At 71.3% G+C, this 25805-nt stretch carries 22 protein-coding genes and 1 tRNA gene; 16 read left to right on the top strand and 7 right to left on the bottom strand.

The annotated features are described in order from the left end of the window. Positions 1-2 precede the first annotated feature (2 nt). Genes kdpA through IG54_RS0107550 form a run of 5 tightly spaced genes read left to right on the top strand, consistent with a single transcriptional unit; the run spans position 3 to position 5667 of the window. The gene (kdpA, locus tag IG54_RS0107570) at positions 3-1706 is read left to right on the top strand and encodes a potassium-transporting ATPase subunit KdpA (RefSeq protein WP_030778840.1); all 1704 of its coding nucleotides are present in this window, start codon (positions 3-5) and stop codon (positions 1704-1706) included. After that, positions 1703-3868: a potassium-transporting ATPase subunit KdpB gene (kdpB, locus tag IG54_RS0107565; RefSeq protein WP_030778838.1), complete on the top strand. Its 2166-nt coding sequence runs from the start codon at positions 1703-1705 to the stop codon at positions 3866-3868. The genes kdpA and kdpB overlap by 4 nt, the downstream gene beginning before the upstream one ends. Before the next feature lie 7 nt (positions 3869-3875). Next, on the top strand, positions 3876-4550 hold the full coding sequence (locus IG54_RS0107560) for a potassium-transporting ATPase subunit C (RefSeq protein WP_030778836.1): 675 nt from the start codon (positions 3876-3878) through the stop codon (positions 4548-4550). Positions 4551-4599: 49 nt separating this feature from the next. After that, positions 4600-5142 (top strand): GNAT family N-acetyltransferase, encoded by a 543-nt coding sequence (locus tag IG54_RS0107555; protein WP_030778834.1) that lies wholly within the window; start codon positions 4600-4602, stop codon positions 5140-5142. Between the two features lie 60 nt (positions 5143-5202). After that, positions 5203-5667, top strand: a complete 465-nt coding sequence (locus IG54_RS0107550) for a GNAT family N-acetyltransferase (RefSeq protein ID WP_030778832.1) — start codon at positions 5203-5205, stop codon at positions 5665-5667. A gap of 56 nt (positions 5668-5723) precedes the next feature. Here the strand turns inward: IG54_RS0107550 and IG54_RS0107545 are convergent. Next, positions 5724-5811 (bottom strand) — tRNA-Leu (locus IG54_RS0107545). Between the two features lie 170 nt (positions 5812-5981). On the opposite strand from IG54_RS0107545, the gene IG54_RS0107540 reads away from it, so the two are divergent. The 3 genes from IG54_RS0107540 (at position 5982) to IG54_RS0107530 (ending at position 8677) form a co-directional block, all read left to right on the top strand. Continuing rightward, the gene (locus IG54_RS0107540; RefSeq protein ID WP_030778830.1) at positions 5982-7325 is read left to right on the top strand and encodes a M20/M25/M40 family metallo-hydrolase; all 1344 of its coding nucleotides are present in this window, start codon (positions 5982-5984) and stop codon (positions 7323-7325) included. Positions 7326-7515: 190 nt separating this feature from the next. After that, positions 7516-7749, top strand: a complete 234-nt coding sequence (gene chpH / locus IG54_RS0107535; RefSeq protein WP_030778828.1) for a chaplin ChpH — start codon at positions 7516-7518, stop codon at positions 7747-7749. A gap of 136 nt (positions 7750-7885) precedes the next feature. Next, positions 7886-8677, top strand: a complete 792-nt coding sequence (locus IG54_RS0107530) for a chaplin (protein ID WP_030778826.1) — start codon at positions 7886-7888, stop codon at positions 8675-8677. Between the two features lie 108 nt (positions 8678-8785). On the opposite strand, the gene IG54_RS0107525 is transcribed toward IG54_RS0107530, so the two are convergent. Further along, entirely contained in the window at positions 8786-8974 is a 189-nt protein-coding gene (locus IG54_RS0107525; protein ID WP_030778823.1) for a DUF5703 family protein, read from the bottom strand. Between the two features lie 47 nt (positions 8975-9021). On the opposite strand from IG54_RS0107525, the gene IG54_RS0107520 reads away from it, so the two are divergent. Then, entirely contained in the window at positions 9022-9861 is an 840-nt protein-coding gene (locus IG54_RS0107520) for a hypothetical protein (protein WP_234336054.1), read from the top strand. 84 nt (positions 9862-9945) lie between these two features. On the opposite strand, the gene IG54_RS0107515 is transcribed toward IG54_RS0107520, so the two are convergent. Together IG54_RS0107515 and IG54_RS0107510 are read right to left on the bottom strand one after the other, a co-directional pair. After that, the gene (locus IG54_RS0107515) at positions 9946-12189 is read right to left on the bottom strand and encodes a helix-hairpin-helix domain-containing protein (RefSeq protein WP_324615408.1); all 2244 of its coding nucleotides are present in this window, start codon (positions 12187-12189) and stop codon (positions 9946-9948) included. Beyond that, positions 12186-13166 (bottom strand): aldo/keto reductase, encoded by a 981-nt coding sequence (locus IG54_RS0107510; protein ID WP_030778818.1) that lies wholly within the window; start codon positions 13164-13166, stop codon positions 12186-12188. The genes IG54_RS0107515 and IG54_RS0107510 overlap by 4 nt, the downstream gene beginning before the upstream one ends. 177 nt (positions 13167-13343) lie before the next feature. On the opposite strand from IG54_RS0107510, the gene IG54_RS0107505 reads away from it, so the two are divergent. Both IG54_RS0107505 and IG54_RS0107500 read left to right on the top strand, forming a co-directional pair. Then, entirely contained in the window at positions 13344-14399 is a 1056-nt protein-coding gene (locus IG54_RS0107505) for an LLM class F420-dependent oxidoreductase (RefSeq protein WP_030778816.1), read from the top strand. Between the two features lie 237 nt (positions 14400-14636). Further along, positions 14637-15425 (top strand): hypothetical protein, encoded by a 789-nt coding sequence (locus IG54_RS0107500; RefSeq protein ID WP_030778814.1) that lies wholly within the window; start codon positions 14637-14639, stop codon positions 15423-15425. A 22-nt stretch (positions 15426-15447) separates the two neighbouring features. On the opposite strand, the gene corA is transcribed toward IG54_RS0107500, so the two are convergent. Next, the gene (gene corA / locus IG54_RS0107495; RefSeq protein WP_030778812.1) at positions 15448-16446 is read right to left on the bottom strand and encodes a magnesium/cobalt transporter CorA; all 999 of its coding nucleotides are present in this window, start codon (positions 16444-16446) and stop codon (positions 15448-15450) included. Positions 16447-16507: 61 nt separating this feature from the next. On the opposite strand from corA, the gene IG54_RS0107490 reads away from it, so the two are divergent. From IG54_RS0107490 to IG54_RS0107470, 5 genes are all read left to right on the top strand, one after another. Further along, complete coding sequence (locus IG54_RS0107490) at positions 16508-17194, top strand: histidine phosphatase family protein (protein ID WP_030778810.1); 687 nt, start codon at positions 16508-16510, stop codon at positions 17192-17194. Positions 17195-17281: 87 nt separating this feature from the next. Next, positions 17282-17872 carry a DUF3090 domain-containing protein gene (locus IG54_RS0107485; protein WP_030778808.1) on the top strand — a complete coding sequence of 197 codons (591 nt, stop codon included), beginning with the start codon at positions 17282-17284 and terminating at the stop codon, positions 17870-17872. Then, positions 17836-18657, top strand: coding sequence for an SCO1664 family protein (locus IG54_RS0107480; RefSeq protein ID WP_051819337.1), 822 nt, complete (start codon positions 17836-17838; stop codon positions 18655-18657). Before IG54_RS0107485 ends, IG54_RS0107480 begins: the two co-directional genes overlap by 37 nt. Positions 18658-18780: 123 nt before the next feature. Then, entirely contained in the window at positions 18781-20010 is a 1230-nt protein-coding gene (gene mshC / locus IG54_RS0107475) for a cysteine--1-D-myo-inosityl 2-amino-2-deoxy-alpha-D-glucopyranoside ligase (protein WP_030778804.1), read from the top strand. A 159-nt stretch (positions 20011-20169) separates the two neighbouring features. Next, positions 20170-23232: an NPCBM/NEW2 domain-containing protein gene (locus tag IG54_RS0107470; protein ID WP_030778802.1), complete on the top strand. Its 3063-nt coding sequence runs from the start codon at positions 20170-20172 to the stop codon at positions 23230-23232. 102 nt (positions 23233-23334) lie between these two features. Here IG54_RS0107470 and IG54_RS0107465 read toward each other — a convergent pair whose 3' ends face one another. After that, positions 23335-23751 (bottom strand): hypothetical protein, encoded by a 417-nt coding sequence (locus tag IG54_RS0107465; RefSeq protein ID WP_234336052.1) that lies wholly within the window; start codon positions 23749-23751, stop codon positions 23335-23337. Positions 23752-23950: 199 nt separating this feature from the next. Next, positions 23951-25708 (bottom strand): S8 family peptidase, encoded by a 1758-nt coding sequence (locus tag IG54_RS0107460; protein WP_030778798.1) that lies wholly within the window; start codon positions 25706-25708, stop codon positions 23951-23953. Positions 25709-25805: the final 97 nt, after the last annotated feature.

Raw genomic sequence — 25805 nt, 5'->3', positions numbered from 1 at the left:
ATATGAGCCCCGTCCTTGCCGGCGTGCTCCAACTGCTCGCCCTGATCGCGGCCCTCGCCCTGGCGTACCGCCCTCTCGGCGACTACATGGCCCGCGTCTACAGTTCGAAGAAACACCTGCGTGCCGAAAAGTGGATCTACCAGGCCATCGGCGCCGACCCCGACGCCGAGATGCGCTGGACCGCGTACCTGCGCGGCGTCCTCGCCTTCTCCGCGGCCGGCGTCCTCTTCCTCTATCTGCTCCAGCGGCTCCAGGGCTCGCTGCCCGGCTCGCTCGGCTTCACCTCCATCGACCCGGACCAGGCGTTCAACACGGCGGCCTCGTTCGTGGCGAACACCAACTGGCAGTCGTACTCCGGCGAACAGGCCATGGGCCACGTCGTGCAGACCGCCGGGCTCGCCGTACAGAACTTCGTCTCGGCGGCGGTGGGGATCGCCGTGGCGGTGGCACTCGTACGCGGCTTCGCCCTTCCCCAAGCTCTCGGCTCCGCTCGAGCAGGGGAGACCCCATTCCGCACTGGTTTCATAGGAAACTTCTGGGCCGACCTGGTACGCGGCGTCGTCCGCATCCTGCTGCCGATCGCCGTGCTCGGCGCGCTCGTCCTGGTCGCCTGCGGCGTGCTCCAGAACTTCTCCGGGATCCACGAGGTCGGGCAGTTCCTCGGCGGCAGCCGGCAGTGGAACGGCGGTGCGGTCGCCTCCCAGGAGGTCATCAAGGAGCTGGGCACGAACGGCGGCGGCTACTTCAACGCCAACTCCGCCCACCCGTTCGAGAATCCGAGCCCCTTCTCGAACCTCTTCGAGATCTTCCTGATCCTCGTCATCCCCTTCGCGCTGACCCGCACCTTCGGCAGGATGACCGGCTCCCTCAGGCAGGGCTACGCGATCCTCGCCACGATGGCGACGATCTGGCTCGGCTTCACCGCGCTGATGATGTGGACCGAGTTCCACCACGGCGGCCCGGCGTTCGACCTGGCCGGCGGGGCGATGGAGGGCAAGGAGACCCGCTTCGGGATCGGCGGCTCCTCGATCTTCGCGGTGGCCACCACGCTCACCTCCACCGGCGCCGTGAACTCCTTCCACTCCTCCTACACCGGCTTCGGCGGCGGCATCGAGCTGCTCGGCATGCAGCTCGGCGAGATCGCCCCCGGCGGCACCGGCTCCGGCCTCTACGGCATGCTCATCATGGCGATCATCGCGGTGTTCATCGCGGGCCTGATGGTCGGCCGCACACCGGAGTACCTGGGCAAGAAGATCGGCACCCGCGAGATCAAGCTGGCGGCCTGCTACATCCTCGTCACCCCGGCGCTCGTCCTCGGCTTCACCGCCGTGTCGATGGCGCTGCCCACGCCGAAGGACTCGATGCTCAACTCCGGGGCGCACGGCTTCTCCGAGATCCTCTACGCCTTCACATCCGGCGCCAACAACAACGGCTCGGCCTTCGGCGGCCTGAGCGCGGACACCACCTGGTTCAACACCACGATCGGCCTCGCCATGCTGCTCGGCCGCTTCCTTCCCATGGTGTTCGTCCTCGCGCTCGCCGGTTCGCTGGCCGAGCAGACACCGGTCCCCAAGACCGCGGGCACGTTGCGCACCGAGAAACCACTCTTCACCGGGTTGCTGGTCGGCACGATCATGATCATCACCGGTCTGACCTACTTCCCCGCGCTCGCGCTGGGACCGCTTGCCGAGGGGCTGGCGTCATGAGCACACACACGAAGAAGTACGGGACCGACGAACCGGCCCCCACCCTCGCCCCGCACCCGGACGTGCCTGTCGGACACCGGCCCGTCGAACACGGGCCCGGCGGACACCGGCCCGGCGACGAGGGCAAGGTCGGCGCGGGCCTCTTCGACCCGGCCCAGCTGCTGAAGTCCCTGCCCGACGCCGTGCGCAAGCTGCACCCGCGCGTCATGGTCAAGTCACCGGTCATGTTCGTGGTCCTGATCGGCTCGGTGGTCACCACGGTCCTCGCGGCTCTGGACCCGGGGGACTGGTTCGGCTGGGCGATCACCGTCTGGCTCTGGCTGACCACGCTCTTCGCCAACCTCGCGGAGGCCGTCGCCGAGGGCCGCGGCAAGGCGCAGGCGGACACGCTGCGCAAGGCCAAGACCGACACCGTCGCGCGCCGCTTGACCGGCGACGCCGAGGAGAACGTCCCCGGCACCGAGCTGCGCGTCGGCGACCTCGTGGTCTGCGAGGCGGGCGACATCATCCCCGGCGACGGTGACGTCGTCGAGGGCGTGGCCTCCGTCGACGAGTCCGCCATCACCGGCGAGTCCGCCCCCGTCATCCGCGAGTCCGGCGGCGACCGCTCCGCCGTCACGGGCGGTACGAAGGTCCTCTCCGACCGCATCGTCATCAAGATCACGACGAAGCCCGGCGAGACGTTCATCGACCGCATGATCAACCTCGTAGAGGGCGCGGCCCGCCAGAAGACGCCCAACGAGATAGCCCTGAACATCCTCCTGGCATCCCTCACCATCGTCTTCCTGCTCGCGGTGGTGACCCTGAAGCCCTTCGCGATCTACGCCGGGGCCGACGACCAGACCTCCCTCATCGTCCTGACGGCACTGCTCGTCTGCCTCATCCCGACCACCATCGGCGCGCTGCTCTCCGCGATCGGCATCGCGGGCATGGACCGCCTGGTGCAGCGCAACGTCCTCGCCATGTCGGGCAGGGCGGTAGAGGCCGCGGGCGACGTGTCGACGCTGCTCCTCGACAAGACCGGCACGATCACGCTGGGCAACCGCCAGGCCGCGGAGTTCGTCCCCGTCGCCGGGACGACGGCGGCGGAGGTCGCCGACGCCGCCCAGCTCTCCTCGCTGGCCGACGAGACACCCGAGGGCCGCTCCATCGTCGTACTCGCGAAGGAGGAATACGGGCTGCGCGAGCGCCACCAGGGCGAGCTGACCGGCGCCGAGTGGGTGGCGTTCACGGCACAGACCCGCATGTCCGGCGTGGACGTGGACGGCCGCAAGGTCCGCAAGGGCGCGACCGGTTCGGTCATCGCCTGGGTCAAGGAGCGCGGGGGAGAGGTCGCGAAGGATGCCCAGAAACTCACCGACGCCATTTCCCAGGCTGGTGGCACGCCGCTGCTGGTGGCTCTGGAAGACGCTCAGGGGGCCCGGGTCCTCGGCGTGATCCACCTCAAGGACGTCGTCAAGGAGGGCATGCGCGAGCGCTTCGACGAACTGCGCCGCATGGGCATCAAGACCGTGATGATCACGGGCGACAACCCGCTGACCGCCAAGGCCATCGCGGACGAGGCGGGCGTGGACGACTTCCTCGCCGAGGCCACGCCCGAGGACAAGATGGCGCTGATCAAGCGGGAGCAGGCCGGCGGCAAGCTGGTGGCGATGACGGGCGACGGCACGAACGACGCCCCGGCGCTCGCGCAGGCGGACGTGGGCGTGGCGATGAACACCGGCACCTCCGCCGCCAAGGAGGCCGGCAACATGGTCGACCTCGACTCCAACCCGACCAAGCTCATCGAGATCGTCGAGATCGGCAAGCAACTCCTCATCACGCGGGGCGCGCTGACGACGTTCTCCATCGCCAACGACGTCGCGAAGTACTTCGCGATCATCCCGGCCATGTTCGCGGTGGCGTACCCGTCGCTGGACAAGCTCAACATCATGGGCCTGACCTCCCCCGAATCCGCGATCCTCGCCGCGGTGATCTTCAATGCGCTGATCATCGTCGCGCTGGTGCCACTGGCGCTGAAGGGCGTGCGGTACCGGCCGATGAGCGCCGACCGGATGCTCCGGCGCAACCTCGCCGTCTACGGTCTCGGCGGACTCGTCGCCCCGTTCATCGGCATCAAGATCATCGACGTACTCCTCTCCCTCATCCCCGGAATCGGCTGACGCGACCATGAACAACTCCGTAGGCAACACCGCCCGCCTGCTCGGCGCGGGCCTGCGCGCCCTGCTGGTCCTGACCGTCCTCTGCGGCGTCCTCTACCCGCTCGCGGTCACCGGCGCCGCCCAGACCCTCTTCCACGACAAGGCGAACGGCTCCGAGATCACGGCGGACGGCAAGGTCGTCGGCTCCGAACTCATCGGCCAGCGCTACGACCTGCCCCTCAAGAAGGGCCAGGACACACCCGAGCCGGACCTCAGGTGGTTCCAGCCGCGCCCCGCCAACGGCCTCGGCGAGAACAGCGTCAACACCCGGTACGAGCTGCTCCTGTCCGGCGCCACGAACCTGTCCGGCGCCAACAAGGACCTGATCCAGCAGGTCAAGGCGGCCAAGGCGGCGGTCATCAGGGACAACTCCACCGCGGCCCATAAGGTCAGGCCCTCCGAGGTACCCGCGGACGCGGTCACCTCCTCGGCCTCGGGCCTGGACCCGCACATCTCCCCGGCCTACGCCGACCTCCAGGTCCACCGCGTGGCCGAGAGGAACCACCTGAGCGTGGCGAGGGTCCAGAACCTGGTCGACGAGAACACCGACGGCAGGACCCTTGGCTTCATGGGGGAGCCGCGGGTGAACGTCCTGCGACTCAACATCGCCCTCAGGAACCTGACGGAGAGGCCTCGCATCTGAGGCCAGGCCTGGATGCTGAACGCCCGTCGGGCACTGCGAAGATTCCGGGATGACTCCCGACTCCCTCGTCTTTCAGCAGCTCAGCTCACCTGACGACGCCAACCCGAAGCTCCGACACGCCCTCACCGAATGCTGGACCGAGGTCACCAACGCGGGCGGCGCGGCAGGCTTCCCGTTCCCGCCCGTCGACGCGGCCACGGTGAGGCCCACCCTCGATCGCATAGTCGATCAGCTTGCCCCCGACACCAGCCGGATCGTCACGGTGACCTTGGACGGTGAACTCGCCGGCTGGCTCAACGTCCGCCGCGATCGGTTCGAGCTGATCGCGCACTGGGGAACCCTCCACCACGTCCAGACCCGAACCGCACTCCGAGGGCTGGGCATCGGACGGGCCCTCATGGAGGAGGCACGCAGAATCGCGAAGGACGAGATGGGCCTGGAACAACTGCGCCTCGCCGCCCGCGGCGGCGTTGGTCTGGAGACCTTCTACGGGCGCCTCGGATGGAAAGAGATCGGCCGCTGGCCCGGCGCCCTCCGCTTCAGCGCAGATGACGACCGAGACGAGGTCCTCATGATCCTCGCCCCACTCTGAGTGACTCGCCTGTGCGCACCCGGTCGCCCATCATGTGCGTTGCCTGCTTAGAGTGCGGGCATGTCAACTTCGCTCCACCTGCAAGAGATCACCCCTGACAACTTCGAGACCGCGATCGACCTGAGGGTCCGCCCCGACCAGGAACACCTGGTGGCACCCGTGGTGAAGTCACTCGCCGAGGCATACGTCCACCCCGGCATCGCGTGGCCCCGGCTCATCTGCGACGACGGCGAGGCCGTCGGGTTCCTCATGGCCTTCTTCCATATCGACTGGACCGGCGAAGGCACCGACTTTCGCTCCGGACTCTGGCGTCTGAACATCGCGGATGGAAAGCAGGGCCGGGGCTACGGGCGCTTCGCAGTGGAGTCCATAGCCGCTGAGATCCGGCGCCGAGGCGGCACACGCCTGACTACCACCTGGCATCCCGGACCGGACGGCCCCGCAGGCTTCTACCTGGCGCTCGGCTTCCGACCGACCGGCGAGACCAGCGGGGACCAAACGGTGGGCGTGCTGGACCTGGCCTGAAGCTGGGGGCCACGCCCCAGAAATGCAGAAAACCCCACGTGAAGTGGGGTTTCAGCTGGTGTCCGAGGGGGGACTTGAACCCCCACGCCCGTTAAAGGGCACTAGCACCTCAAGCTAGCGCGTCTGCCATTCCGCCACCCGGACAAGGTGTCTGTCTTCGCGGGGTGTTCCCCGCGGCGACACAGAGAACATTACCAGGCCTCCGGGGGTCCTCGATCACCCCTCCGTCCACCATGAACTGCTGATGACGACGCGTGCCCGGCCTTGGGAGCGGAGCCGGGGAGAGAGAGGATGAGGGGGACCACCAGCAGCGAATGCGGGAGGAGCCCAGCGTGAGCGGGTCCAGCACGGGCAAGGCCGTCACCGGTGAGGACGAGGTCGTCGACCTCTGCCGCGAACTGATCCAGATCGATACGAGCAACTACGGCGACCACTCGGGCCCGGGGGAGCGCAAGGCCGCCGAGTACGTCGCCGAGAAGCTCGCCGAGGTCGGCCTGGAGCCGAAGATCTTCGAGTCCCATCCCGGCAGGGCCTCCACCGTGGCGAGGATCGAGGGCGAGGACCCGTCGCGGCCCGCGCTGCTCATCCACGGCCACACCGACGTCGTACCGGCCAACGCCATGGACTGGACGCATCACCCCTTCTCCGGGGAGATCGCGGACGGCTGCGTCTGGGGCCGCGGCGCCGTCGATATGAAGGACATGGACGCGATGACCCTCGCGGTCGTCCGGGACCGGATGCGCAGCGGCCGCAAGCCCCCGCGCGACATCGTCCTCGCCTTCCTCGCCGACGAGGAGGCCGGCGGCACGTACGGCGCGCGCTACCTCGTGGACAACCACCCCGGCCTCTTCGAGGGGTGCACGGAGGCGATCAGCGAGGTCGGCGGCTTCTCGTTCACCGTCAACGAGAACCTGCGGCTCTACCTCGTCGAGACGGCCCAGAAGGGCATGCACTGGATGAAGCTGACCGTGGACGGCACCGCCGGCCACGGATCGATGATCCACAAGGACAACGCGATCACCGAGCTGTCCGAGGCGGTCGGGCGTCTGGGGCGGCACAAGTTCCCCGTACGCGTCACCAAGACGCTGCGGCACTTCCTCGACGAGCTGGGCGACGCCCTCGGCACCGAGCTGGATCCGGAGAACATGGACGCGACGCTCGCCAAGCTCGGCGGCATCGCCAAGCTCATCGGCGCCTCCCTCCAGAACACCGCCAACCCGACGCAGCTCGGCGCCGGGTACAAGGTGAACGTGATTCCCGGCCAGGCCACGGCGCATGTCGACGGCCGCTACCTGCCGGGGTACGAGGAGGAGTTCCTCGCCGACCTGGACCGCATCCTCGGTCCGAACGTCCGCCGCGAGGACGTGCACGCGGACAAGGCGCTGGAGACGACGTTCGACGGCGCGCTCGTCGACGCCATGCAGACGGCCCTGCGGGCGGAGGACCCCATCGCGCGCGCCGTGCCGTACATGCTGTCCGCGGGCACCGACGCCAAGTCCTTCGACGACCTCGGCATCCGCGGCTTCGGCTTCGCGCCCCTGAAGCTGCCGCCGGAGCTGGACTTCGCGGGCATGTTCCACGGCGTCGACGAGCGGGTCCCGGTGGACGGTCTCAAGTTCGGGGTCCGCGTGCTCGACCGTTTCATCGACGCTTCCTGACGAATTCCGGCCGTGGCCAGGCCGGGAAACGTCCTTTTTGCGTGCTGAAACGACTCTCCCATAATCGTCAGTGCGTACGTACGTGCCTGAGAAGGGTGAAAGGGGCCCCCGGCTCGTAGCTCTCCGTCCCCCTCCTCGTTACAGGTGGTGCAGTCCGCGGCTGGGACTGCATTGCCAACTAGGAGGAATAATGATCAAGAAGGTCGTCGCTGCTGCGGCTGCCACTGGTGGTCTGGTGCTCGCCGGCGCGGGCATCGCCGCTGCCGACGCCGGTGCCCAGGGTGCCGCCGTGAACTCTCCCGGTGTGGTTTCGGGCAACGTTGTCCAGGTGCCCGTGCACGTGCCGGTGAACGCCTGTGGCAACACGGTCAATGTGATCGGGCTGCTGAACCCCGCCTTCGGCAACACCTGCATCAACAAGTGACGTTGTGCCTCACCCCTTGAGGGTCTGAGTCGGTCGGCCCCGGAGTGCACGCCATGTGCTCCGGGGCCGACCGGCATTCGACGTCCGGGCGAGCACGTCCGTACGTACTTCGGAAGGTAAAAGGCAGGGAACAGCTATGCGACAGGTCACGCGCAAAGGCCTGATCACCGTGGCGGCCGCGACCGGCGTACTCGCCGCGACCGGCGGCTACGCACACGCGGACTCGACCGCCCAGGGGGGCAGTTCGAACTCCCCGGGTGTGCTGTCGGGCAACTCCGTACAGGCTCCCGTTGACGTCCCCGTCAACGTGTGCGGCAACACCGTGAACGTCGTCGGGGTCCTCAACCCCGCGGCGGGCAACAAGTGTGTGAACGCCTCCGGCAAGGGCGGCGGTTCGCACAAGCCGGGCGGCGGCGGGGCCAAGGCCCAGGGGCACGCCAGTAACTCGCCCGGCGTCGGCTCCGGCAACGACGTCCAGCTGCCCGTGGACGTGCCGGTCAACGTCTGCGGCAACAGCGTCACCGTCGTCGGTCTCGCCAACCCGGCCACCGGAAACGGCTGCGCCAACGAGTCCGGCAGGACGACTCCGCCGGGCCACGAGAAGCCCCCGACGGAGCCCGGCCACCCGGGGAAGCCGGAGGAGCCGGGCAAGCCCGGGAAGCCGGGTGAGCCTGGCAAGCCGGGGAAGCCGGGGCACCCCGGTAAGCCGGAGGGACCGGGCAAGCCGGGCACGCCCGGTAAGCCGGGTGACCCGGTCGACCACACGAAGCCGAACCACCCGGGCACGCAGACCGTCACCCAGCCCAAGGGGACCTCGCAGCTCGCGGAGACCGGTAGCTCGCTGCCCATCGGCATCGCGCTGCCGGCCGGTGCGGGCGTGCTCCTCGCGGGCGCCGTGCTGTACCGGAGGGCGCGGACGGCCGCCTGAGCCATTGGCGTCCGGGACTGCCGGAACGGAGCGGGCCCCGCTGTGGCGGGGCCCGCTCCGTTCCTTCCGTCGTCCTGGGCCCGACGGCTCAGCCCGGTCGGTCCGGGCTCACCAGGTGGCCCGCACCTGGCGGATGATCCGCCGCCTCAGCCGCACACGGCGGCTGCCGTCGGGATGCAGACTCAGGCGGTCCAACTCCCAGTGTCCGTACTCTGCGTGGTCCGTGAGCAGACGTGTGGCTTCCTTGCGGGTGACCCCGCGCGGTACGTACACGTCGACAAATTCGTATTCCGGCATCGCATCTATTGTGCGGGCATGGGCCCGGTACGGATAGCGTCTGCACTATGTCTGATGCTGCGCAGCCCACCGCTGCCGAGGTACGTGCCGCCGCCGAGGCGGTCAAGACCGCGCTCGACCGCCACCTGGCCGCGGTCGAACGCAGGTCGGGCGAGGACGATCCGGCCGTGTACGAGGCGTTCAACGAACTCGCCGCGGCCGCCGAGGAGTACGACGAACTCCTCTACGACCGCTACGACGAGGTCACCCCCTTCGAGATCCCCGGCACGGAGGACGCGCTGCCGCCGTACCAGGGGCCGGACGAGGCGAACGCCCTGAGCGTGCTGATCCGCCGCGACTACGCCGTGGCGGAGCCGCCGCGGCTCCTCGCCCAGGCCCAGCGGGTCGCCGACCTCGACACGGGCGGGCAGGGCGGCGCAGGCCCGGCCGACACCGTGCACGGCGCGCTCGGCGTCCTGTTCGGCGAGTTCGAACCGGACGAAATCGCCTCACGGCACAAGGAGTTCGGCCTGGAGGAAGGCGATTCCACGCTCTGGGTCACCGCGGCGGACACCCCCGCCGAGCCGGGGGAGTGGCTGGACGCCCCCTTCGACCAGGCCGACCCGCACCGGGTGGTGTGCCGCTTCGACGTCAGCGCGGTCTTCGACGACGAGTTGGACGCCGACGGGCTCGACGGCCTCGGCGGCCTCGACGCGGACCCCGACATCGACCCGGACCTCGCGGTCCCTCTCGACGAGGTCGATGAGATCGATGAGCTGGACGAAGTCGACGTGACCGACGTGACCGAGGGGGCGGACGAGGCGGACGAGTCGGGTGGACCGGGCGGGCCTGGTGCATCGGGCGAGGCCGGCCGGGCGGGCCGGGGCGTCCGCGGAGCCGGTCGCTGACGGTCGACGCTCACGGCCCGGCAGGCACGCCGCTCCCTACGGGGTGGCGCGCCTGCTCGTGGCCCGTGCGCACGGGCGCGCCGCTCAGGAGGCCGCCGAGGGCACCTGCGGGCGCAGCAGCGTCCGCAGGCGTGTCGTGCGGTCCTTCCAGAGGCGCTCCGCCACCGCCCGCGGCAGGGCCGCCTCGACGCCCTGTACGACCGACAGATGCCGCTCGCCGCGGCTGAACGCCGTGTAGACCCACGGCCGCGTCAGTGACTGCGCCGCGTCGCCGGGCAGCACCACGACCACCGCGGGCCAGCGCAGCCCCGCCGCCTGGTGTGCCGTGAGCGCCCAGGCGTGCCGCACCTCCTGCTCGACCCGCTCCTTGCGTACGAGGACGGGGGCGCCGTCGCACTCCAGGTGCAGCCCCTCCGCGTCGGCCCGCACCACCTGGCCGAGCGTCGTGCGGCCCGCCGCCGGGACGTGGGCGACCCGGTCGCCGGGGTCGAAGCCGCCGAACCGGCCGGGGCCCGGATTCAGCCGTTCCTTCAGCGCGGTGTTGAGCGCGCGGGTGCCCGCGGCGCCGCCGTGCCCGGGCGTGATGACCTGCGTCTGCTCGGCGGGCACGCCGATCGCCCTCGGCACCGAGTCGGCCACGAGCTGCACGGTGCGGTGGATCGCCTCGGGGGCGTCGCGCACCGGGACGAGCACGACCTCCTTGCCGGGCGCCTCGACCTGGAGCAGCTCACCGATGCCGATGCCGGACGTCAGCTCCCCGAGGGGGCCCGGGTCCGGGGTGCGCGAGACGATCTGCGGGCAGCAGCGGGCGGCCACGAGGTCCGCGAAGACCCGCCCCGGGCCCGCCGACCACAGCACGCCGGGGTCGCCGCTGAGCACCAGGCGGGCGCCGTCCGGCAGGGACTCCACCAGCATCGCGGCGCTCTCCACGTCCAACTGCGGGGCGTCCAGGACCACCAGGAGGTCCAGCGCGAGGGCGCCGTCCGCGTCGCGACCGGGGCCCTGCTCACCGGAGAGCAGCCCCGCCACCGTCACGGCGGCCTCCTCCAGACCGGTCGCCCGCGCGAGGCGGCGCCGTCCGTCGGCGCTGTGGGCGGCGGCGCACACCCGAAGGCCGAGCGCCGCGGCCGCGGTCACCAGCGCGGCGGGCTCGGCGCGCGCGGCCTCCCCACCCAAGTGCAGCACGAGTCCGTGCCCGGCTGCGGCGCGGATCAGCTCGGCCGTCGAGCCGGACGCACGCGCCGCGGCGGCCTCCCACTCGGCGGCCTCGGGGCCCGCGTCGCCCTCCTTGGGCAGGGAGTTGATGACCCTGGCGAGCCCGTCGGCGAGGCTCTCCTCCGCCATGGCGTACCGCTCAAGGCCGATCAGGACGCGGACCGGGCGCTCCTGCTCGCCGTCCGCGCCGTCGTCCCCCTCCTGCGCGCCCTCGCCGTCCGCGCGCTGGACCGGCACCTCGGCCCCTTCGAGGGCGTCCTGGAAGACCAGGGCGTCCCCCTCGGCCAGGGCGCTCTGCACGGCGGCGTCCGGATCCGGCACCGCGCGCTGCCCCAGCGCGGCGCTCAGCGCGGAGGCGTCCAGCGCCGTGTGCCCCGCGACCGCGGCCTGCTCCAGGAGCCAGACGGTGATCGCCCGGCCCCTGCGCTCATCGTCCGGCCCGCACGCGGAGCCCAGCAACGCCCTGGCGAACCCATCGGCCTGCTCGGGCCGCACCCCGCCGACCCGCAGCAATTGCCAGGGGTCGGCCCGCAACTGTTCATCGGCGCCCTCGCCGAGCGCGGCCGCCGTCGCCGCGGCCAGCGCGGGCGGCGCGCCTCCCTCGGCGAGCACGGCGCCGACCGCGTCGATGGCCTCCCGCGCGGGCTCCGGCACCGCAGGCCGGCGCGGGCGTACGGGCTCCTGGGCGGGCGACAGGGCGGGCGACGGGGCGGGCCTGCGGCGCTCGGGCTCCCGGAACGCGGTGGCGACAGGCTTCTCGCCGCTCTCCACGGCGCGCACGGCCGCCAGCAGGTCGGCGGCCGTCCCGCTCAGCTTCGTCCCCGCCTCGATCGGCCCCTCCTTCGAGGCCTTGCGCTGCTCGATCCGCTCCCGCAACTCCCGCTGCGCGGCGATCTCCGCCTCGGTCTCGGACAGCTCGGCCGTACCCTCGGCCGTGCCCTCGGCGGGGCTCTCGGCCGTGCCCTCGGCGGCGGCCTCGGTGGCCTCCGAAGCGGCGGTCCCGCCCTCCGGCCCGGCCTCGGAGTCCCGCTCGGCCTCGACCCGGACCTCGACCTCGGCCCTGGTCTCGACCTCGGCCTCGGGCTCCTCCGCGGCGGCGGGTTCCGTACTCACAGCGTGCTCCAGTCGTGATCGGGATAGCGGTGCACGGGCGCCGACACATCGTCGAGCGCCCGGCAGATCTCGTCAGGAAGACTAAGGGTCTCCACTGACAATGCGGCCGTGAGCTGCTGCGCGTTGCGCGCGCCGACGATCGGGGCCGTCACACCGGGGCGGTCCCGCACCCACGCGAGGGCGACCTGGAGCGGGGTCGCCGCGAGCCCGTCGGCGGCCGTCGCGAGGGCGTCGACGATGTGGCCGGCCGCGTCGTCGAGGTACGGCGCGACGAAGGGGGCCATGTGGTCGCAGCCGCCGCGCGAGTCGGCCGGGGTGGCGTGGCGGTACTTCCCGGTGAGCACGCCCCGGCCGAGCGGCGAGGAGGGCAGCAGACCCACTCCCAGGTCGACGGCCGCGGGCAGCACTTCGCGCTCGATGCCGCGCTGGAGCAGGGAGTACTCCATCTGCGTACTGGCGATGCGGGTGCGTGCGCCCGGCACCGCCAGCTGCCAGGTCGCGGCCTTGGCGAGCTGCCAGCCGCAGAAGTTGGAGACTCCGGCATAGCGGGCGCGGCCGCTGCTGACCGCGATGTCGAGGGCCTGCAAGGTCTCGTCCAGGGGAGTTCTCGGGTCGAAGGCGTGCACCTGCCACAAGTCCACGTAGTCCGTGCCGAGGCGGGCGAGGGAGGCGTCGAGGGCGGAGAGCAGATGGCCACGCGAGCCGTCGAAACGCCGCTCGGGGTCGGGCACGCTGCCCGCCTTCGTGGCGATGACCAGATCGCGCCGGGGCACGAGCCGCTCGATCAGGCGGCCGAGGAGATACTCGCTCTCCCCGTCGCCGTACACATCGGCGGTGTCGACGAGGGTGCCGCCCGCCTCCCAGAACACCTTCAACAGATCGGCGGCGTCGGTCTCCTCCGTGTGCCCCCAGGTGAGGGTGCCGAGTCCGATCCGGGACACACGCAGGCCGGTCCGGCCGAGATGCCTCTGCTCCATGGGCGCGAGATTACTGGCCGGGCCCCGGCGGCGGGCGGGCCTGTGGACAAACCGGCGACTGTGGAGAACTCGGTCACCCCCGGGCCCGTCCGGCGCCCCTGACGGATCGGGCGTCCGCGCGCTACAGTCCCCGGCACAGGGACGTTACTCATGAGTACAGCGGTTAGGGGATCGGCCATGCAGCTCGGTATCAACCTCGGCTACTGGGGCGCCGGGATGGACGCGGACAACCTCGCGGTCGCCAAGGAGGCGGACAGGCTCGGCTACGCGGTCTGCTGGGCGGCGGAGGCGTACGGCTCGGACGCCGCGACGGTGCTGTCCTGGGTGGCCGCGCAGACCGAGCGCATCGACATCGGATCCGCGATCTTCCAGATCCCGGCCCGGCAGCCCGCGATGACCGCGATGACGGCCGCCACCCTGGACTCGCTCTCGGGCGGCCGGTTCCGGCTCGGCCTCGGCGTCTCGGGCCCGCAGGTGTCCGAGGGCTGGTACGGCGTGAAGTTCGACAAGCCGCTGGGCCGCACGCGCGAGTACGTCGACATCGTCCGCAAGGCGATGGCCCGCGAACGCCTCACCCACGAGGGCGAGCACTGGACGCTGCCGCTGCCCGGCGGCCCCGGCAAGCCCCTCAAGCTGACCGTCCACCCCCAGCGCGAACACATCCCGCTGTACATCGCCGCCATCGGCCCCAAGAACCTGGAGCAGACCGGCGAGATCGCCGACGGCGCCCTGTTGATCTTCCCGGCCGCCGAGCACCTGGAGGAGACCACGCTCCGGCATCTGCGCGCCGGGCGCGAGAAGGCCGGCAAGACCATGGACGGTTTCGACGTCGTCCCGACGCTGCCGATCGCGGTCGGCGGGGACGACCGGATCGACGCCCTCGCGGACATGTTCCGGCCCTACACCGCGCTGTACGTCGGCGGCATGGGCAGCCCCAAGCAGAACTTCTACAACCAGCTGGCGCGGCGCATGGGGTACGAGAAGGAGGCCGCCGAGATCCAGGACAAGTACCTGGCGGGCGACAAGGACGGCGCGGCCGCCGCCATCCCGCGGCAGCTGATCGACTCGACGGCCCTGCTCGGTTCCGTGGCGCGGATCGCCGACCGGATGCAGGCCTACGCGGCGGCCGGTGTCACCACGCTCACGCTGTCGCCCGCCGGCTTCACGCTGGAGGAGCGGATCGCCGCGCTGCGGGCCGGCACCGAGGCGCTGGAGCGCGCCGGTCTGGCGTAACGCGAGAGGGAAGTTTCCGCGGCCGTGGTGGGGGCTCGGGGGGTCTTCCCCGCCACGGCCGTCACGGGACACAACGCGTCACGCGGCCCGTCGGTTACGGCCTGATGGCCGCAGCCGCCGTCCTTCGTTCGGCGGAGGCGGCCGGTATGCCCTTTGCTCCGGGGCGAACCCCGCACGTTGACTCCTTCCTCGCGGAGGTTCGCATACAGGGCGAACCGGGGCATGGAGGTGTCAGTGATGTTGTCGGCCAGAGGTGTCTTCGAGGAGATCCTCGACAACGACGAGTCGTTCCGGCTCTTCTGCTCCATCGCCGCCAGCGGCGAGGCCCAGGGAGGCTGGGAGAACCGCCGCATCGCCGCGCTCGTCCCGGCCGACGAAACCGCGCTCGCCCCCAAGATCGCCCGGCACGGCGCGGACGAGGACAAGCACGGCCGGATCTTCCACGCGCTGCTGAAGAAGCGCGGCCTGCGGCCCGTCGAGGTGCCGCACGAGACCGACTACACGATGCTCCTGGAGAAGCACGGCATCGGCCTCGCGCACGAACAGCTGAAGTCCGACCTGCCGCTGACCGTGCGGGATGTCGTCACGTATCTCGCGCACAGCAGGGTCACCGAGCAGCGCGCCTCCGAACAGATGCGGCTGCTCCTCAAGAACTTCGCCGACCACCCGGACCTCGGCCGGGCGGTCCGGATGATCTCGAACGACGAGGACAACCACCTGGCGTACTGCCACGAGGAGTTGCTGCGCTTCGCCGCCGCCGGGCACGGCCACACCATCCAGCGCACCCTGCGCGAGTGCGCGCTCGCCGAGATCCGTGTCTACCGCGATGTGAGCCTCGCCGTGATGGACCGCATGGGGCACATCCTGGCCTGGCCCCACACCAAGCGCAGGGTGCTCGCGGCGGGCATCCACGCGATGTACGCGTACGAGCGGATGGGCGGCTGGCGGCGGATGGTCTCCCTGAAGCTCCCCGAGCGGCGCGACGCCCTGGGCGGGCCCGCGACCCCGGCGCCCGAATTCGCCTAGTCAGGCCCAGGCCGGCCGGGTGCTACATCCAGCCCCGGTGTTTGAACATGCGGTACAGGACCACTTCGAGGACGGCCATCACGACGATCACGGCCGGGTAGGTCCATGTCCAGTGCAGCTCCGGCATGTGGTCGAAGTTCATGCCGTAGACGCCCGCGATCATCGTGGGGACCGCCGCCATCGCCGCCCAGGCCGAGATCTTGCGCATGTCGTCGTTCTGCCGCACGCTCATCTGCGCCAGATGCGCGGACAGGATGTCCGACACCAGGCGGTCCAGGCCCTCCACCGATTCGTTGACGCGCGTCAGGTGGTCGTTGACGTCCCGGAAGAAGGGCTGCGCCGTCTCGTCCGCGAAGGGCACGGGCGGACCGTAGGGGCCCGCTCCGGAGAGCCGCGCCAGGGGCAGGGACAGCGGCCCGGTGGCCCGGCGGAATTCGAGGATCTGCCGCTTGAAGTTGTAGATCCGGGACGCCGTGTGGCGCGTACCGCCGCCGTCCGGCGAGAAGACCTCCGTCTCCAGGACCTCCAGGTCTGCCTGCAACTCGTCGGCGACCTCCAGATAGTGGTCCACGGAGGCGTCGGCGATCGAGTACAGGACCGCGGTCGGGCCGTGCTTCAGGACGTCCGGGTCGGCTTCGAGCCGGTCGCGTACGGCGCCGAGCGGGGCGCCCTCCCCGTGGCGGACGGTCACCACGAAGGAGTCGCCCATGAAGATCATGACCTCGCCGGAGGAGACGGTGTCGCTGTCCGGCTCGTACACGACCGGCTTGAGGACCATGAACAGCGAGTCGTCGTAGACCTCCAGCTTGGGCCGCTGATGGGCCTTGAGGGCGTCCTCCACGGCCAGCGGGTGCAGCCCGAACTCCGCGCTGACCTTCTCGAACTCCGCCTCCGTCGGCTCGTGCAGGCCGATCCAGACGAACGACTCGTCGGCGGTCCGCGCCTCGTCAAGGGCGTCGGAGAAGTCATGCGGGCCCTCGCGGCGACGACCCTCTCGGTAAATGGCACAGTCGACAATCACACTGCGCAGTGTTCCCAGTCACCCCGTAGGTATCACCTTCCCGGCACTTAGGGTGGACCGTATGCCCACGCTGATCCTCGTCCGGCACGGACGCTCCACCGCCAACACCGCGGGTCTGCTCGCCGGGTGGACCCCCGGCGTGGCCCTCGACGAGCGCGGCGCCGCACAGGCCGCCGCGCTGCCCGCCCGGCTGGCCGCCGTGCCCCTCGCCGAGGTCGTCACGAGCCCCCTCCAGCGCTGCCGCGAGACCGTCGCGCCGCTGCTCGCGGCCCGCCCCGGGCTCCAGGCGCACAGCGAGGACCGCATCGGCGAGTGCGACTACGGGGACTGGTCGGGCCGCAAGCTCGTCGAGCTGGCCGACGAACCGCTGATGGAGGTCGTACAGCAGCACCCGTCCGCCGCCGCGTTCCCCGGCGGCGAGTCCATGCGGGCCATGCAGACGCGGGCCGCCGAGGCGGTACGCGAGTGGAACGCGCGCGTGGAGCGCGAGCACGGCGAGGACGCCGTGTACCTGATGTGCTCGCACGGGGACATCATCAAGTCCCTCGTCGCCGAAGCGCTCGGGCTGCACCTCGACCTTTTCCAGCGCATCTCCGTAGAGCCCTGTTCCGTCACCGTCATCCGTTACACCCGGCTGCGCCCCTTCCTCGTACGCCTCGGGGACACCGGTGACTTCGCCTCCCTCGTGCCCCGGGAGGTGCCTCCGGGCGGCGACGCCACGGTGGGAGGCGGTGCGGGCGCACCGTGATCGTCGGCCGCAGTAGGGTGAAGCGGGCTGAAGCAGGCCCCGGTAGTTGAAACAGCCCCCTCGCAATCGATCCAATGGAGACAGGACGTGTCCCGTCAGGTGTTCCTCTACGACCCCCCGGAGCGTTTCGTCGCGGGAACGGTCGGGCTGCCCGGACGGCGTACGTTCTTCCTCCAGGCCTCGGCGGGCGTCAGGGTGACCAGCGTCGCCCTGGAGAAGACCCAGGTGGCCGCGCTCGCCGAGCGCATGGAGGAGCTGCTCGACGAGGTCGTGCGCCGCAGCGGGGGCAATGCCGCCGTACCGGCCGTCGCGCCCGCCGAGATCACCGACAGCGCGCCCCTGGACGCCCCGGTGGAGGAGGAGTTCCGCGTCGGCACGATGGCCCTCGCCTGGGACGGCGAGGAGGAGCGGATGATCGTCGAGGCACAGGCGCTCGTCGAACTGGACGCCGACTCCGAGGACGACCTCGCCGAGGCCGAGGAAAGGCTCCTCCAGGACGAGGAGAACGGCCCGCCGATGCTGCGCGTGCGCCTCACCGGGGCGCAGGCCCGCGCCTTCGCCAAGCGCGCCCTCGACGTCGTGAACGCGGGCCGCCCGCCGTGCCCGCTGTGCAGCCTCCCGCTCGACCCGGAAGGACACGTATGCCCGCGCCAGAACGGATACCGGCGGGGAGCGTGACCGCCGACCCCGTCACGCTCCTCACCCACGGGGAGCTGACCGTGCGCGGGCAGATCCGTGAGGCCTCGAACGCGGTGCTCTACTGCACGGTCGCCTACGAGGGCGAGGAAGCCGCCTGCGTCTACAAACCGGTCGCCGGGGAGCGGCCGCTGTGGGACTTCCCCGACGGCACGCTCGCACAGCGCGAGGTCGCCGCGTACGAGGTGTCGCGGGCCACCGGCTGGGACCTCGTACCCCCCACCGTGCTGCGGGACGGGCCCTACGGCCGGGGCATGTGCCAGCTGTGGATCGAGCCCGCCGGGGACGAGGCGCTGCTCGCCCTGGTCGACGGCGACGAGCCCGACGACGGCTGGAAGGCGGTCGGCCGTGCCCAGGTCGACGAGGAGCGCACCGCACTGCTCGTCCACGCCGACGACGCCCGGCTGCGGCGGCTCGCGGTCCTCGACGCGGTGATCAACAACGGCGACCGCAAGGGCGGCCATCTGCTGGCCGCGGACGGACGCCTCTACGGCATCGACCACGGCGTCACCTTCAACGCCGAGGACAAGCTGCGCACGCTGCTGTGGGGGTGGGCGGGGGAGCCGCTGACCGGGGAGGCCGTCGAGGTCCTCCAGGGCCTGCGGGACGCGCTCAAGGAGGGCGCCGCCCTCGCCGAGCGGCTCGCCGGGCTCATCACGGCCGCGGAGATCGAGGCACTGCGCGCGCGGGTGGGGTCCCTCCTTGCGTCCGGGCGCCACCCCGAGCCGTCCGGCGAGTGGCCCGCGATCCCCTGGCCGCCCGTCTGAGGCCCTCGGCGCGGCCGCCAGGCGAGTCCCTCTGGGCCCCACCGGCCACGTTCGGAGCGCCTTTGGCCACCATTCGATGATCCCCACTCGTATGCGGACGCCCCGTCCGGTTAGGCTCAGGGCATGCATGCCTGGCCCGCTTCTGAGGTCCCCGCCCTTCCTGGCAAGGGCCGCGACCTCCGGATCCACGACACCGCGACCGGTGGACTCGTCACCCTCGACCCCGGTCCCGTCGCCCGTATCTACGTCTGCGGCATCACTCCGTACGACGCGACCCACATGGGTCACGCGGCGACCTACAACGCGTTCGACCTCGTGCAGCGCGTGTGGCTCGACACCAAGCGGCAGGTTCACTACGTCCAGAACGTGACCGACGTGGACGACCCGCTCCTGGAACGCGCCAACCGTGACGGCAAGGACTGGGTCGCGCTCGCCGAGGGCGAGACCGCTCTGTTCCGCGAGGACATGACCGCGCTGCGGCTCCTGCCGCCGCAGCACTACATCGGAGCCGTCGAGGCGATACCCGGCATCGTGCCGCTCGTCGAACGCCTCAGGGACATGGGCGCCGCCTATGAACTGGAGGGCGACACCTACTTCTCCGTGGAGTCCGACCCGCACTTCGGGGAGGTGTCCGGGCTCGACGCGGCCGCCATGAAGCTGCTCTCCGCCGAGCGCGGCGGCGACCCGGAGCGGCCGGGGAAGAAGAACCCGCTCGACCCGATGCTCTGGATGGCGGCCCGCGAGGGCGAGCCGAGCTGGGACGGCGCTTCCCTCGGGCGCGGGCGGCCCGGCTGGCACATCGAGTGCGTGGCCATCGCCCTCGACCACCTGGGCATGGGCTTCGACGTGCAGGGCGGCGGCTCCGACCTCGCCTTCCCGCACCACGAGATGGGCGCCTCGCACGCCCAGGCGCTGACCGGCGAGTACCCCTTCGCCAAGGCGTACGTCCACGCGGGCATGGTCGCCCTGGACGGCGCGAAGATGTCCAAGTCCAAGGGCAACCTCGTCTTCGTGTCGAAGTTGCGGCGCGACGGCGTCGACCCCGCGGCCATCCGCCTCGCCCTCCTCGCGCACCACTACCGCGCGGACTGGGAGTGGACCGACTCCGTCCTCACGGAGGCCGTCGAGCGGCTCGGGCGCTGGCGCGCGGCCGTGTCCCGCCCCGACGGGCCCGCCGCCGAAGCGGTCGTCGAGGAGATGCGGGAGGCTCTCGCCAACGACCTGGACGCGCCGGCCGCGCTGGCCGCCGTGGACCGCTGGGTCGCCCGGCAGGGCGCCGAGGGCGGCACGGACGAGGGCGCGCCCGGCATCGTGTCGCGCGCGGTGGACGCGCTGCTCGGCGTGGCCCTGTAGCGGTTGTTCTTACTGAGGACGATCGCCCATCGGGCTCGTCCTCACCCGCCGGACGGGCCGGAATCCTCCGCCCGTCCGGCTCTCGGGCTCGTGGGAAATCCACGAGCTCGCCACCAAAGTCCATGGCCCCGGGGCCGGTTGCCGCGCTAGACCTCCGCCATGAGATCTCTCACGCGCTTCAGATCGGCGGTCGCCGCCGGCCTCCTGGGCCTCCTCGCGGCGTTCGTGGTGCCCGCCGGCCCAGTCGCCGCGCGCGCCGCCGACGAGCCCGCGACCACGGTCGGCGACGTCACCGGATTCAGCCACGAGGGTTCCGTCTACCGGCTGACCGCGGGCAGGGCCGAGGCCCGCGTCAGCTTCGTCTCCGCGGAGACCTTCCGCCTCGAACTCGCCCCCGACGGCACGTTCACCGACCCCACCGGCAAGGACATCGTCCTGCCCCAGGGCAAGGCGCCGCGCACCGAGTGGCGGGAGAAGAGCGACCGCTACGAGCTGAGCACCGCCAAGGTGACACTGCGCGCCTACAAGTCGCCGCTGCGCTTCGCCCTGTACCGCGCCGACGGCACCCGGGTGTGGGCCGAGACCAAGGGCCTCACCTGGACGAAGGACACGACCACGCAGAGCCTCGCGCGCGGCGCCGACGAGCAGTTCTACGGCGCCGGGATGCAGAACGGCCGCGGCAACACCTCGCACCGCGGCAAGAAGGTCGAGGTCAGCGTCGATTACGAGTGGAACGACGGCGGGCACCCCAACTCCGTGCCGTTCTACCTCTCCACGGCCGGGTACGGCGTCTTCCGGAACACCTACGCCCCCAACACCTACGACTTCGCGGAGCCCGTGACCGCCACCGCGAAGGAACAGCGCTTCGACGCCTACTACTTCGCGGGCAAGGGCGACGACGCGGCCAAGGACGTCATCGGGCAGTACACCCGGCTCACCGGCAAGCCCTTCCTGCCGCCCGTCTACGGCATGGAGATCGGCGACGCCGACTGCTACCTCCACAACGCCAACCGCGGTGAGCGGCGCACCCTGGACTCCCTCAAGGTCGCCGACGGCTATGTCCAGCACGACATGCCCAACGGCTGGATGCTCGTCAACGACGGCTACGGCTGCGGCTACGAGGACCTCCCCGAGACGTCCAAGGGCCTTGCCGAGCGCAAGATGAAGATGGGCCTGTGGACCGAGGACGGCCTCGCGAAGATCGCCGAGCAGGTCAGGGCGGGCCAGCGCGTCGCCAAGCTGGACGTCGCCTGGGTCGGCGACGGCTACAAGAAGGCGCTGGACGGCTGCAAGGACGCCTACAAGGGCATCGAGGACCACAGCGACGCCCGCGGCTTCACCTGGGCCCCCGAGAGCTGGTCCGGCGCGCAGCGCTGCGGCGTGCAGTGGTCCGGCGACCAGAGCGGCAGCTGGGAGTACATCCGCTGGCAGATCCCCACCTACGCCGGGTCCACCATGTCCGGCCTCGCCTATACGACCGGTGACGTCGACGGCATCTTCGGCGGCAGCCCCAAGACGTACGTACGCGACCTCCAGTGGAAGATGTTCCTGCCGGTCACGATGACGATGGACGGCTGGGCCGCCAGCGACAAGCAGCCCTTCCGCTACGGCGAGCCGTACACCTCCATCAACCGCAAGTACCTGAAGCTGCACGAGTCACTGCTGCCCTACCTCTACTCGTACGCCCATGAGGCGACGAAGACCGGGGTGGGCGCCGTGCGTCCGCTGGCCCTGGAGTACCCCGACGACCCGAAGGCCGCGACCGACGCCGCCAAGTACGAGTTCCTGACCGGCGAGGACTTCCTCGTCGCACCCGTCTACAAGGACACCGCCACCCGCGACGGCATCTACCTGCCGAAGGGCACCTGGACCGACTACTGGAGCGGGCGCACCTACCGGGGCCCCACCACCGTCGACGGCTACAGCGCGCCCCTCGACACCCTGCCACTGTTCGTCAGGGGCGGCGCGAGCGTGCCCATGTGGCCCGGCGGAATACGCTCCTACGAGGACCGCGAGGCCGACTCGCCGCTCGCCTGGGACATCTACCCCCAGGGGAAGTCCTCCTTCGAGCTGTACGAGGACGACGGCGTGACCCGGCGCCACCGCGAGGGCGAGTACGCCACCCAGCGCGCCGACGTGCGGGCACCGCGCTCCGGAGCGGGCGACGTCAGCGTGCGGATCGGCGCGAGCGAGGGCGAGTTCAAGGGCAAGCAGCGCAGCAGGCCCTACGCGTTCACGCTGCACACCGGGGACGCGCCGAGCCGCGTCGAGCTGGACGGGCGCGCACTGCCGCGGCTCGCTTCCAAGGGCGCGTACGACAAGGCCGGGCAGGGCTGGTTCTACGACCGGGACGACCGGGGCGGCGTGGTCAAGGTCAAGACGCCCTCCCGGCGGACCGACCGCGCCTTCGAACTGACCCTCGACGACACGAGCGCCGTCGGCGGTGCCGTGCCCGGCGCGGCCGCCACCGTCGGTGTGCCCGCGGGCCAGGAACTCGGCGCGGGAGCGCCGGGCAAGGTCGCCGTGGACGTCACGGCGGGCACGAAGGACGCCACCGACGTGGAGGTCACCCTCGACGCGCCCGGGGGATGGACCGTCGCCGCCACGAGGACCGGACGGATCCCGGCGGGCACCACGCGCCGCGTCGAGGTGGCCGTCACCCCGCCCAAGGCCGCGGACCCGGGCGAACAGCCGCTCACCGCGACCGCCCGCTACCGCTCGGCAGGTCAGGACCGCACCGCCCGCCAGCGGTTCGCGCTCGGCGTGGTGCCCGAGGCGCCCGGCAAGGACACCTGGGCGAGCGACATGGTGTGGCTGAAGTCCACCAACGGCTACGGCCCCGCCGAACGCGACCGCAGCAACGGCGAGTCGGGCGCGGGCGACGGCCGCACGCTGACCCTCGCCGGAAAGACGTACGAGAAGGGGATCGGCACGCACGCGAACGCCGTCATCGAGGTCTATCCGGGCGGACGCTGCTCCGCCTTCACCGCCGACGTGGGCATCGACGACGAGATCAACGGCTACGGAGAGGTGGCCTTCTCGGTCGAGGCCGACGGCAAGGTGCTGTGGACCTCGCCGAAGGTGACGGGCGCGTCGGCGACCGTCCCGGTCGACGTCGACGTGCGCGGAGCCCGGCACGTGGAGCTGAAGGTGACGGACACCAACGGGTCCAAGAGCGGGGACCACGCGGACTGGGCGGCGGCCCGGTTCAGCTGCGCGTAGCCGCGGTCGGCCGCGCGCGGGCACAAAGGAGCGGCGCCGGGCGGGGAACCCTCCGCCCGGCGCCGCCGTGTGTTCACGCGAGGCGCGCGACTCGCGTGCGGGTCACTGGCTGACCACGATGGCCAGCAGGTACGACGGGTTGGCGGGGTCGTAGTAGCCGATCACCTGGTGTCCGAAGGCGAACGCCCTCTGGACCTCGTCGTGCGTGTGCGGGCTGGGATCGATGAACGCCCTCCAGGTGTCCTCGATGTACAGATAGAGGGTCGACGCCTGGCCCGGAAGGGGCTCGACGACGTCCCAGAACGCCGTCGCCACGTTCGACGCGAGCGCCTGCGTGGAGATCTCGGGCGCCTGCGCCTGCGGGATCTGCTGCTGCTCCTGGCCGAACTGCTGGAGCAGTTGCTGGAACGGCTGCTGCTGACCGAGCTGCTGGATCTGCCGGCGCAGCTGCGGCGAGATCTGCTGCGTCCCCTGGCCACCGGACCGCATGCCCTGTCCCTGCATGCCCTGTCCTTGCATGCCTTGACTCTGCATGCCTTGTCCCTGCATACCTTGCCCCTGCATGCCCGGCTGCTGCCCTTGCTGCTGTTCCTGCTGCGGCGGGGCTGTGCTCGGGCCCTGGTGCTGCTGTCCCGACTGACTCATTTGCGGGGTGGTGCTCATGCGGGTGCCACCTTCCCTCAATGGTTGTGTCCTTCAGCCCGTGCTGGTCGTACCGTCAACCCGTCACGACCAGGCCGACGATCTCGTCGTCCGTGTACCAGACGCGTACGTCCGGCCGGCCCCCGGCGAAGGCGGCGTGCACCGCCTGGCGCGTCTCCGGGGACGGGTTGACGAGGTTGCGCCACTCCCCCGCCACGAACAGCCGGAGCCTCGGCGGGAGTTCCGGCGGATACGGGAGCAGCTCGTCCCAGTACCGCTCGGCCCGCCCCGAACCCACCGCCGACGGCAGCAGGTTCGCGACCGCCGCCTTGATGTCGGGGCGGTTGCCTATCCGCTGCGACGCGGGCCTGCCCGGCGCGTCCTGCTGCGGCGAGCCCGTGCAGCGCAGTACGGCACGGGCCCGGTCCGGCGTCATCGGCTGCTGGCCCGCGGCCTTCAGCATGCCTTGCAGCGTGGCCAGCGCCCCGACCACGATCGTCGACGCGGAGGACGTGCCGGAAAACGTGTCGGTGTACCAGGCGATCTCCTCGGTGCCGCCCTGGAGGTCACCGGGCCGGTCCCAGAAGCCGCCGGTCGTGGTCGTCTCGCGGCCCCAGCCCTGCGCGTCCACGCGGCCGCCGAAGTTGGAGAACGCGAGGCGCGAACGGTCGGGTCCGTGGTCGCGGCCGTGCGTGCCGGGCGGCGGGGCGCCCGCGCCGACCAGGACCGCGCCCGAGGAACGGTTGGAGGGGTTGAACGGGTTGCGCCACCAGGAGGGGAAACCGTCCGGCCTGCGCTCGTACACCGCGTCGTCGAGCGACTCGCCGCCGTTGCCCGCGGCGGCCACCACGAGCACGCCCTTCGCCGTGGCATGGCGCACCGCGGCGTAGTCGTCCGGCCACCACTCGATCGCGACGTAACCCTTCTGGTCGTCGCGCCGCTCGAAGTCGAACCTCGGCCCCGGGCGGTGCAGTTCGATCAGGATGATGTCGCCTCGGCCCAGCCGCTCGGCCGCCGCGTGGATGGTGGCAGCCGTGCCGAGCGGCTGGAACGAGGCGGCCGCCGTCACGGCCCGCGGTGCGATACCGGTGATGCCGAGGCCGTTGCGGTCGCCGCCGATGACGCCGATGACGGCGGTGCCGTGGTTGCGCCAGGCCAGGTCCTGGAGGGGTGTGCCGAGTACGACGCCCGCCAGCTTGGCGGCGAGGTCCTCGTGGCGCAGCTGCCAGGCGCCCTCGACGTCGACGACCGTGACGCCCTCGCCCGAGCCGCCGAGGCGCTGCCAGGCCCAGCGGGCGTCGACTCCCTCGGGCGCCGGGTTCAAGTAGCCCTGGCGGCCGGTGAAGTCGGGCGTGGCCGGCATGCCCTCCTTGCGGCGCGAGGACGTCTCGTCGAGGTCGGGCGGGCCGGTCGGCGAGGGGTCGATGGACGCCGGGACGGCGCCCGGCTTGACGTACGCCGTGTCGATGCCGGGCAGCGCCGCCATCCGCGAGCCCAGCTCCTGCGCCCGGTCCTCGCCACCGCGCACCCGGTAGAAGAGGGCCAGGTCGGGCACGTCGTCCTCGGCGATGCGGGTGGGCGCGGCGGTCCGCAGGCGGTCCTCGTTGCCGAACAACGGCTCCAGGGTGAGCTGTTCGTCGGAGAGGAACATATTGAGGGCCGACACGTCGGAGCCGGACGCCGAGTGGACCTCCCCCTCCGCGGCGCGCAGCCGGGCCTCGGGCCGGGCCACGACGATCAGCTCCTGCTCGGCTCCTCGATAGGTGAATCCCGCCCCGTCGGGGCCCGGCCCGCCGGCGCCTGGTTCCCGTACCGGGTCTGCCTGGTCGGTCATCGCTTCACCGCTCCCTTCGCTCCTTCGGGTGCCGTGCCGGGCGCTGCGCCGCGCCTTCGGGGCACACCCTGCTCCTCGCGGACCGAGTCGTCCACCC

The organism is Streptomyces sp. NRRL S-920 (genome assembly GCF_000717945.1).
Taxonomy (GTDB): domain Bacteria; phylum Actinomycetota; class Actinomycetes; order Streptomycetales; family Streptomycetaceae; genus Streptomyces; species Streptomyces alboniger.
Note: the sequence above shows the minus strand (reverse complement) of the source record. Positions and strands in the feature narration are given on the sequence as shown.

Coding starts and splice junctions, on each gene's coding strand:
- mshC (WP_030778804.1), top strand. CDS start 18,781: ATGCATGCCTGGCCCGCTTCTGAGGTCCCCGCCCTTCCTGGCAAGGGC.
- IG54_RS0107520 (WP_234336054.1), top strand. CDS start 9,022: ATGTCTGATGCTGCGCAGCCCACCGCTGCCGAGGTACGTGCCGCCGCC.
- chpH (WP_030778828.1), top strand. CDS start 7,516: ATGATCAAGAAGGTCGTCGCTGCTGCGGCTGCCACTGGTGGTCTGGTG.
- IG54_RS0107480 (WP_051819337.1), top strand. CDS start 17,836: ATGCCCGCGCCAGAACGGATACCGGCGGGGAGCGTGACCGCCGACCCC.
- IG54_RS0107525 (WP_030778823.1), bottom strand. CDS start 8,974: ATGCCGGAATACGAATTTGTCGACGTGTACGTACCGCGCGGGGTCACC.
- IG54_RS0107560 (WP_030778836.1), top strand. CDS start 3,876: ATGAACAACTCCGTAGGCAACACCGCCCGCCTGCTCGGCGCGGGCCTG.
- IG54_RS0107500 (WP_030778814.1), top strand. CDS start 14,637: ATGTTGTCGGCCAGAGGTGTCTTCGAGGAGATCCTCGACAACGACGAG.
- IG54_RS0107510 (WP_030778818.1), bottom strand. CDS start 13,166: ATGGAGCAGAGGCATCTCGGCCGGACCGGCCTGCGTGTGTCCCGGATC.
- IG54_RS0107530 (WP_030778826.1), top strand. CDS start 7,886: ATGCGACAGGTCACGCGCAAAGGCCTGATCACCGTGGCGGCCGCGACC.
- kdpB (WP_030778838.1), top strand. CDS start 1,703: ATGAGCACACACACGAAGAAGTACGGGACCGACGAACCGGCCCCCACC.
- kdpA (WP_030778840.1), top strand. CDS start 3: ATGAGCCCCGTCCTTGCCGGCGTGCTCCAACTGCTCGCCCTGATCGCG.
- IG54_RS0107555 (WP_030778834.1), top strand. CDS start 4,600: ATGACTCCCGACTCCCTCGTCTTTCAGCAGCTCAGCTCACCTGACGAC.
- IG54_RS0107540 (WP_030778830.1), top strand. CDS start 5,982: ATGCGGGAGGAGCCCAGCGTGAGCGGGTCCAGCACGGGCAAGGCCGTC.
- IG54_RS0107470 (WP_030778802.1), top strand. CDS start 20,170: ATGAGATCTCTCACGCGCTTCAGATCGGCGGTCGCCGCCGGCCTCCTG.
- IG54_RS0107465 (WP_234336052.1), bottom strand. CDS start 23,751: ATGCAAGGACAGGGCATGCAGGGACAGGGCATGCGGTCCGGTGGCCAG.
- IG54_RS0107550 (WP_030778832.1), top strand. CDS start 5,203: ATGTCAACTTCGCTCCACCTGCAAGAGATCACCCCTGACAACTTCGAG.
- IG54_RS0107490 (WP_030778810.1), top strand. CDS start 16,508: ATGCCCACGCTGATCCTCGTCCGGCACGGACGCTCCACCGCCAACACC.
- IG54_RS0107460 (WP_030778798.1), bottom strand. CDS start 25,708: ATGACCGACCAGGCAGACCCGGTACGGGAACCAGGCGCCGGCGGGCCG.
- IG54_RS0107505 (WP_030778816.1), top strand. CDS start 13,344: ATGCAGCTCGGTATCAACCTCGGCTACTGGGGCGCCGGGATGGACGCG.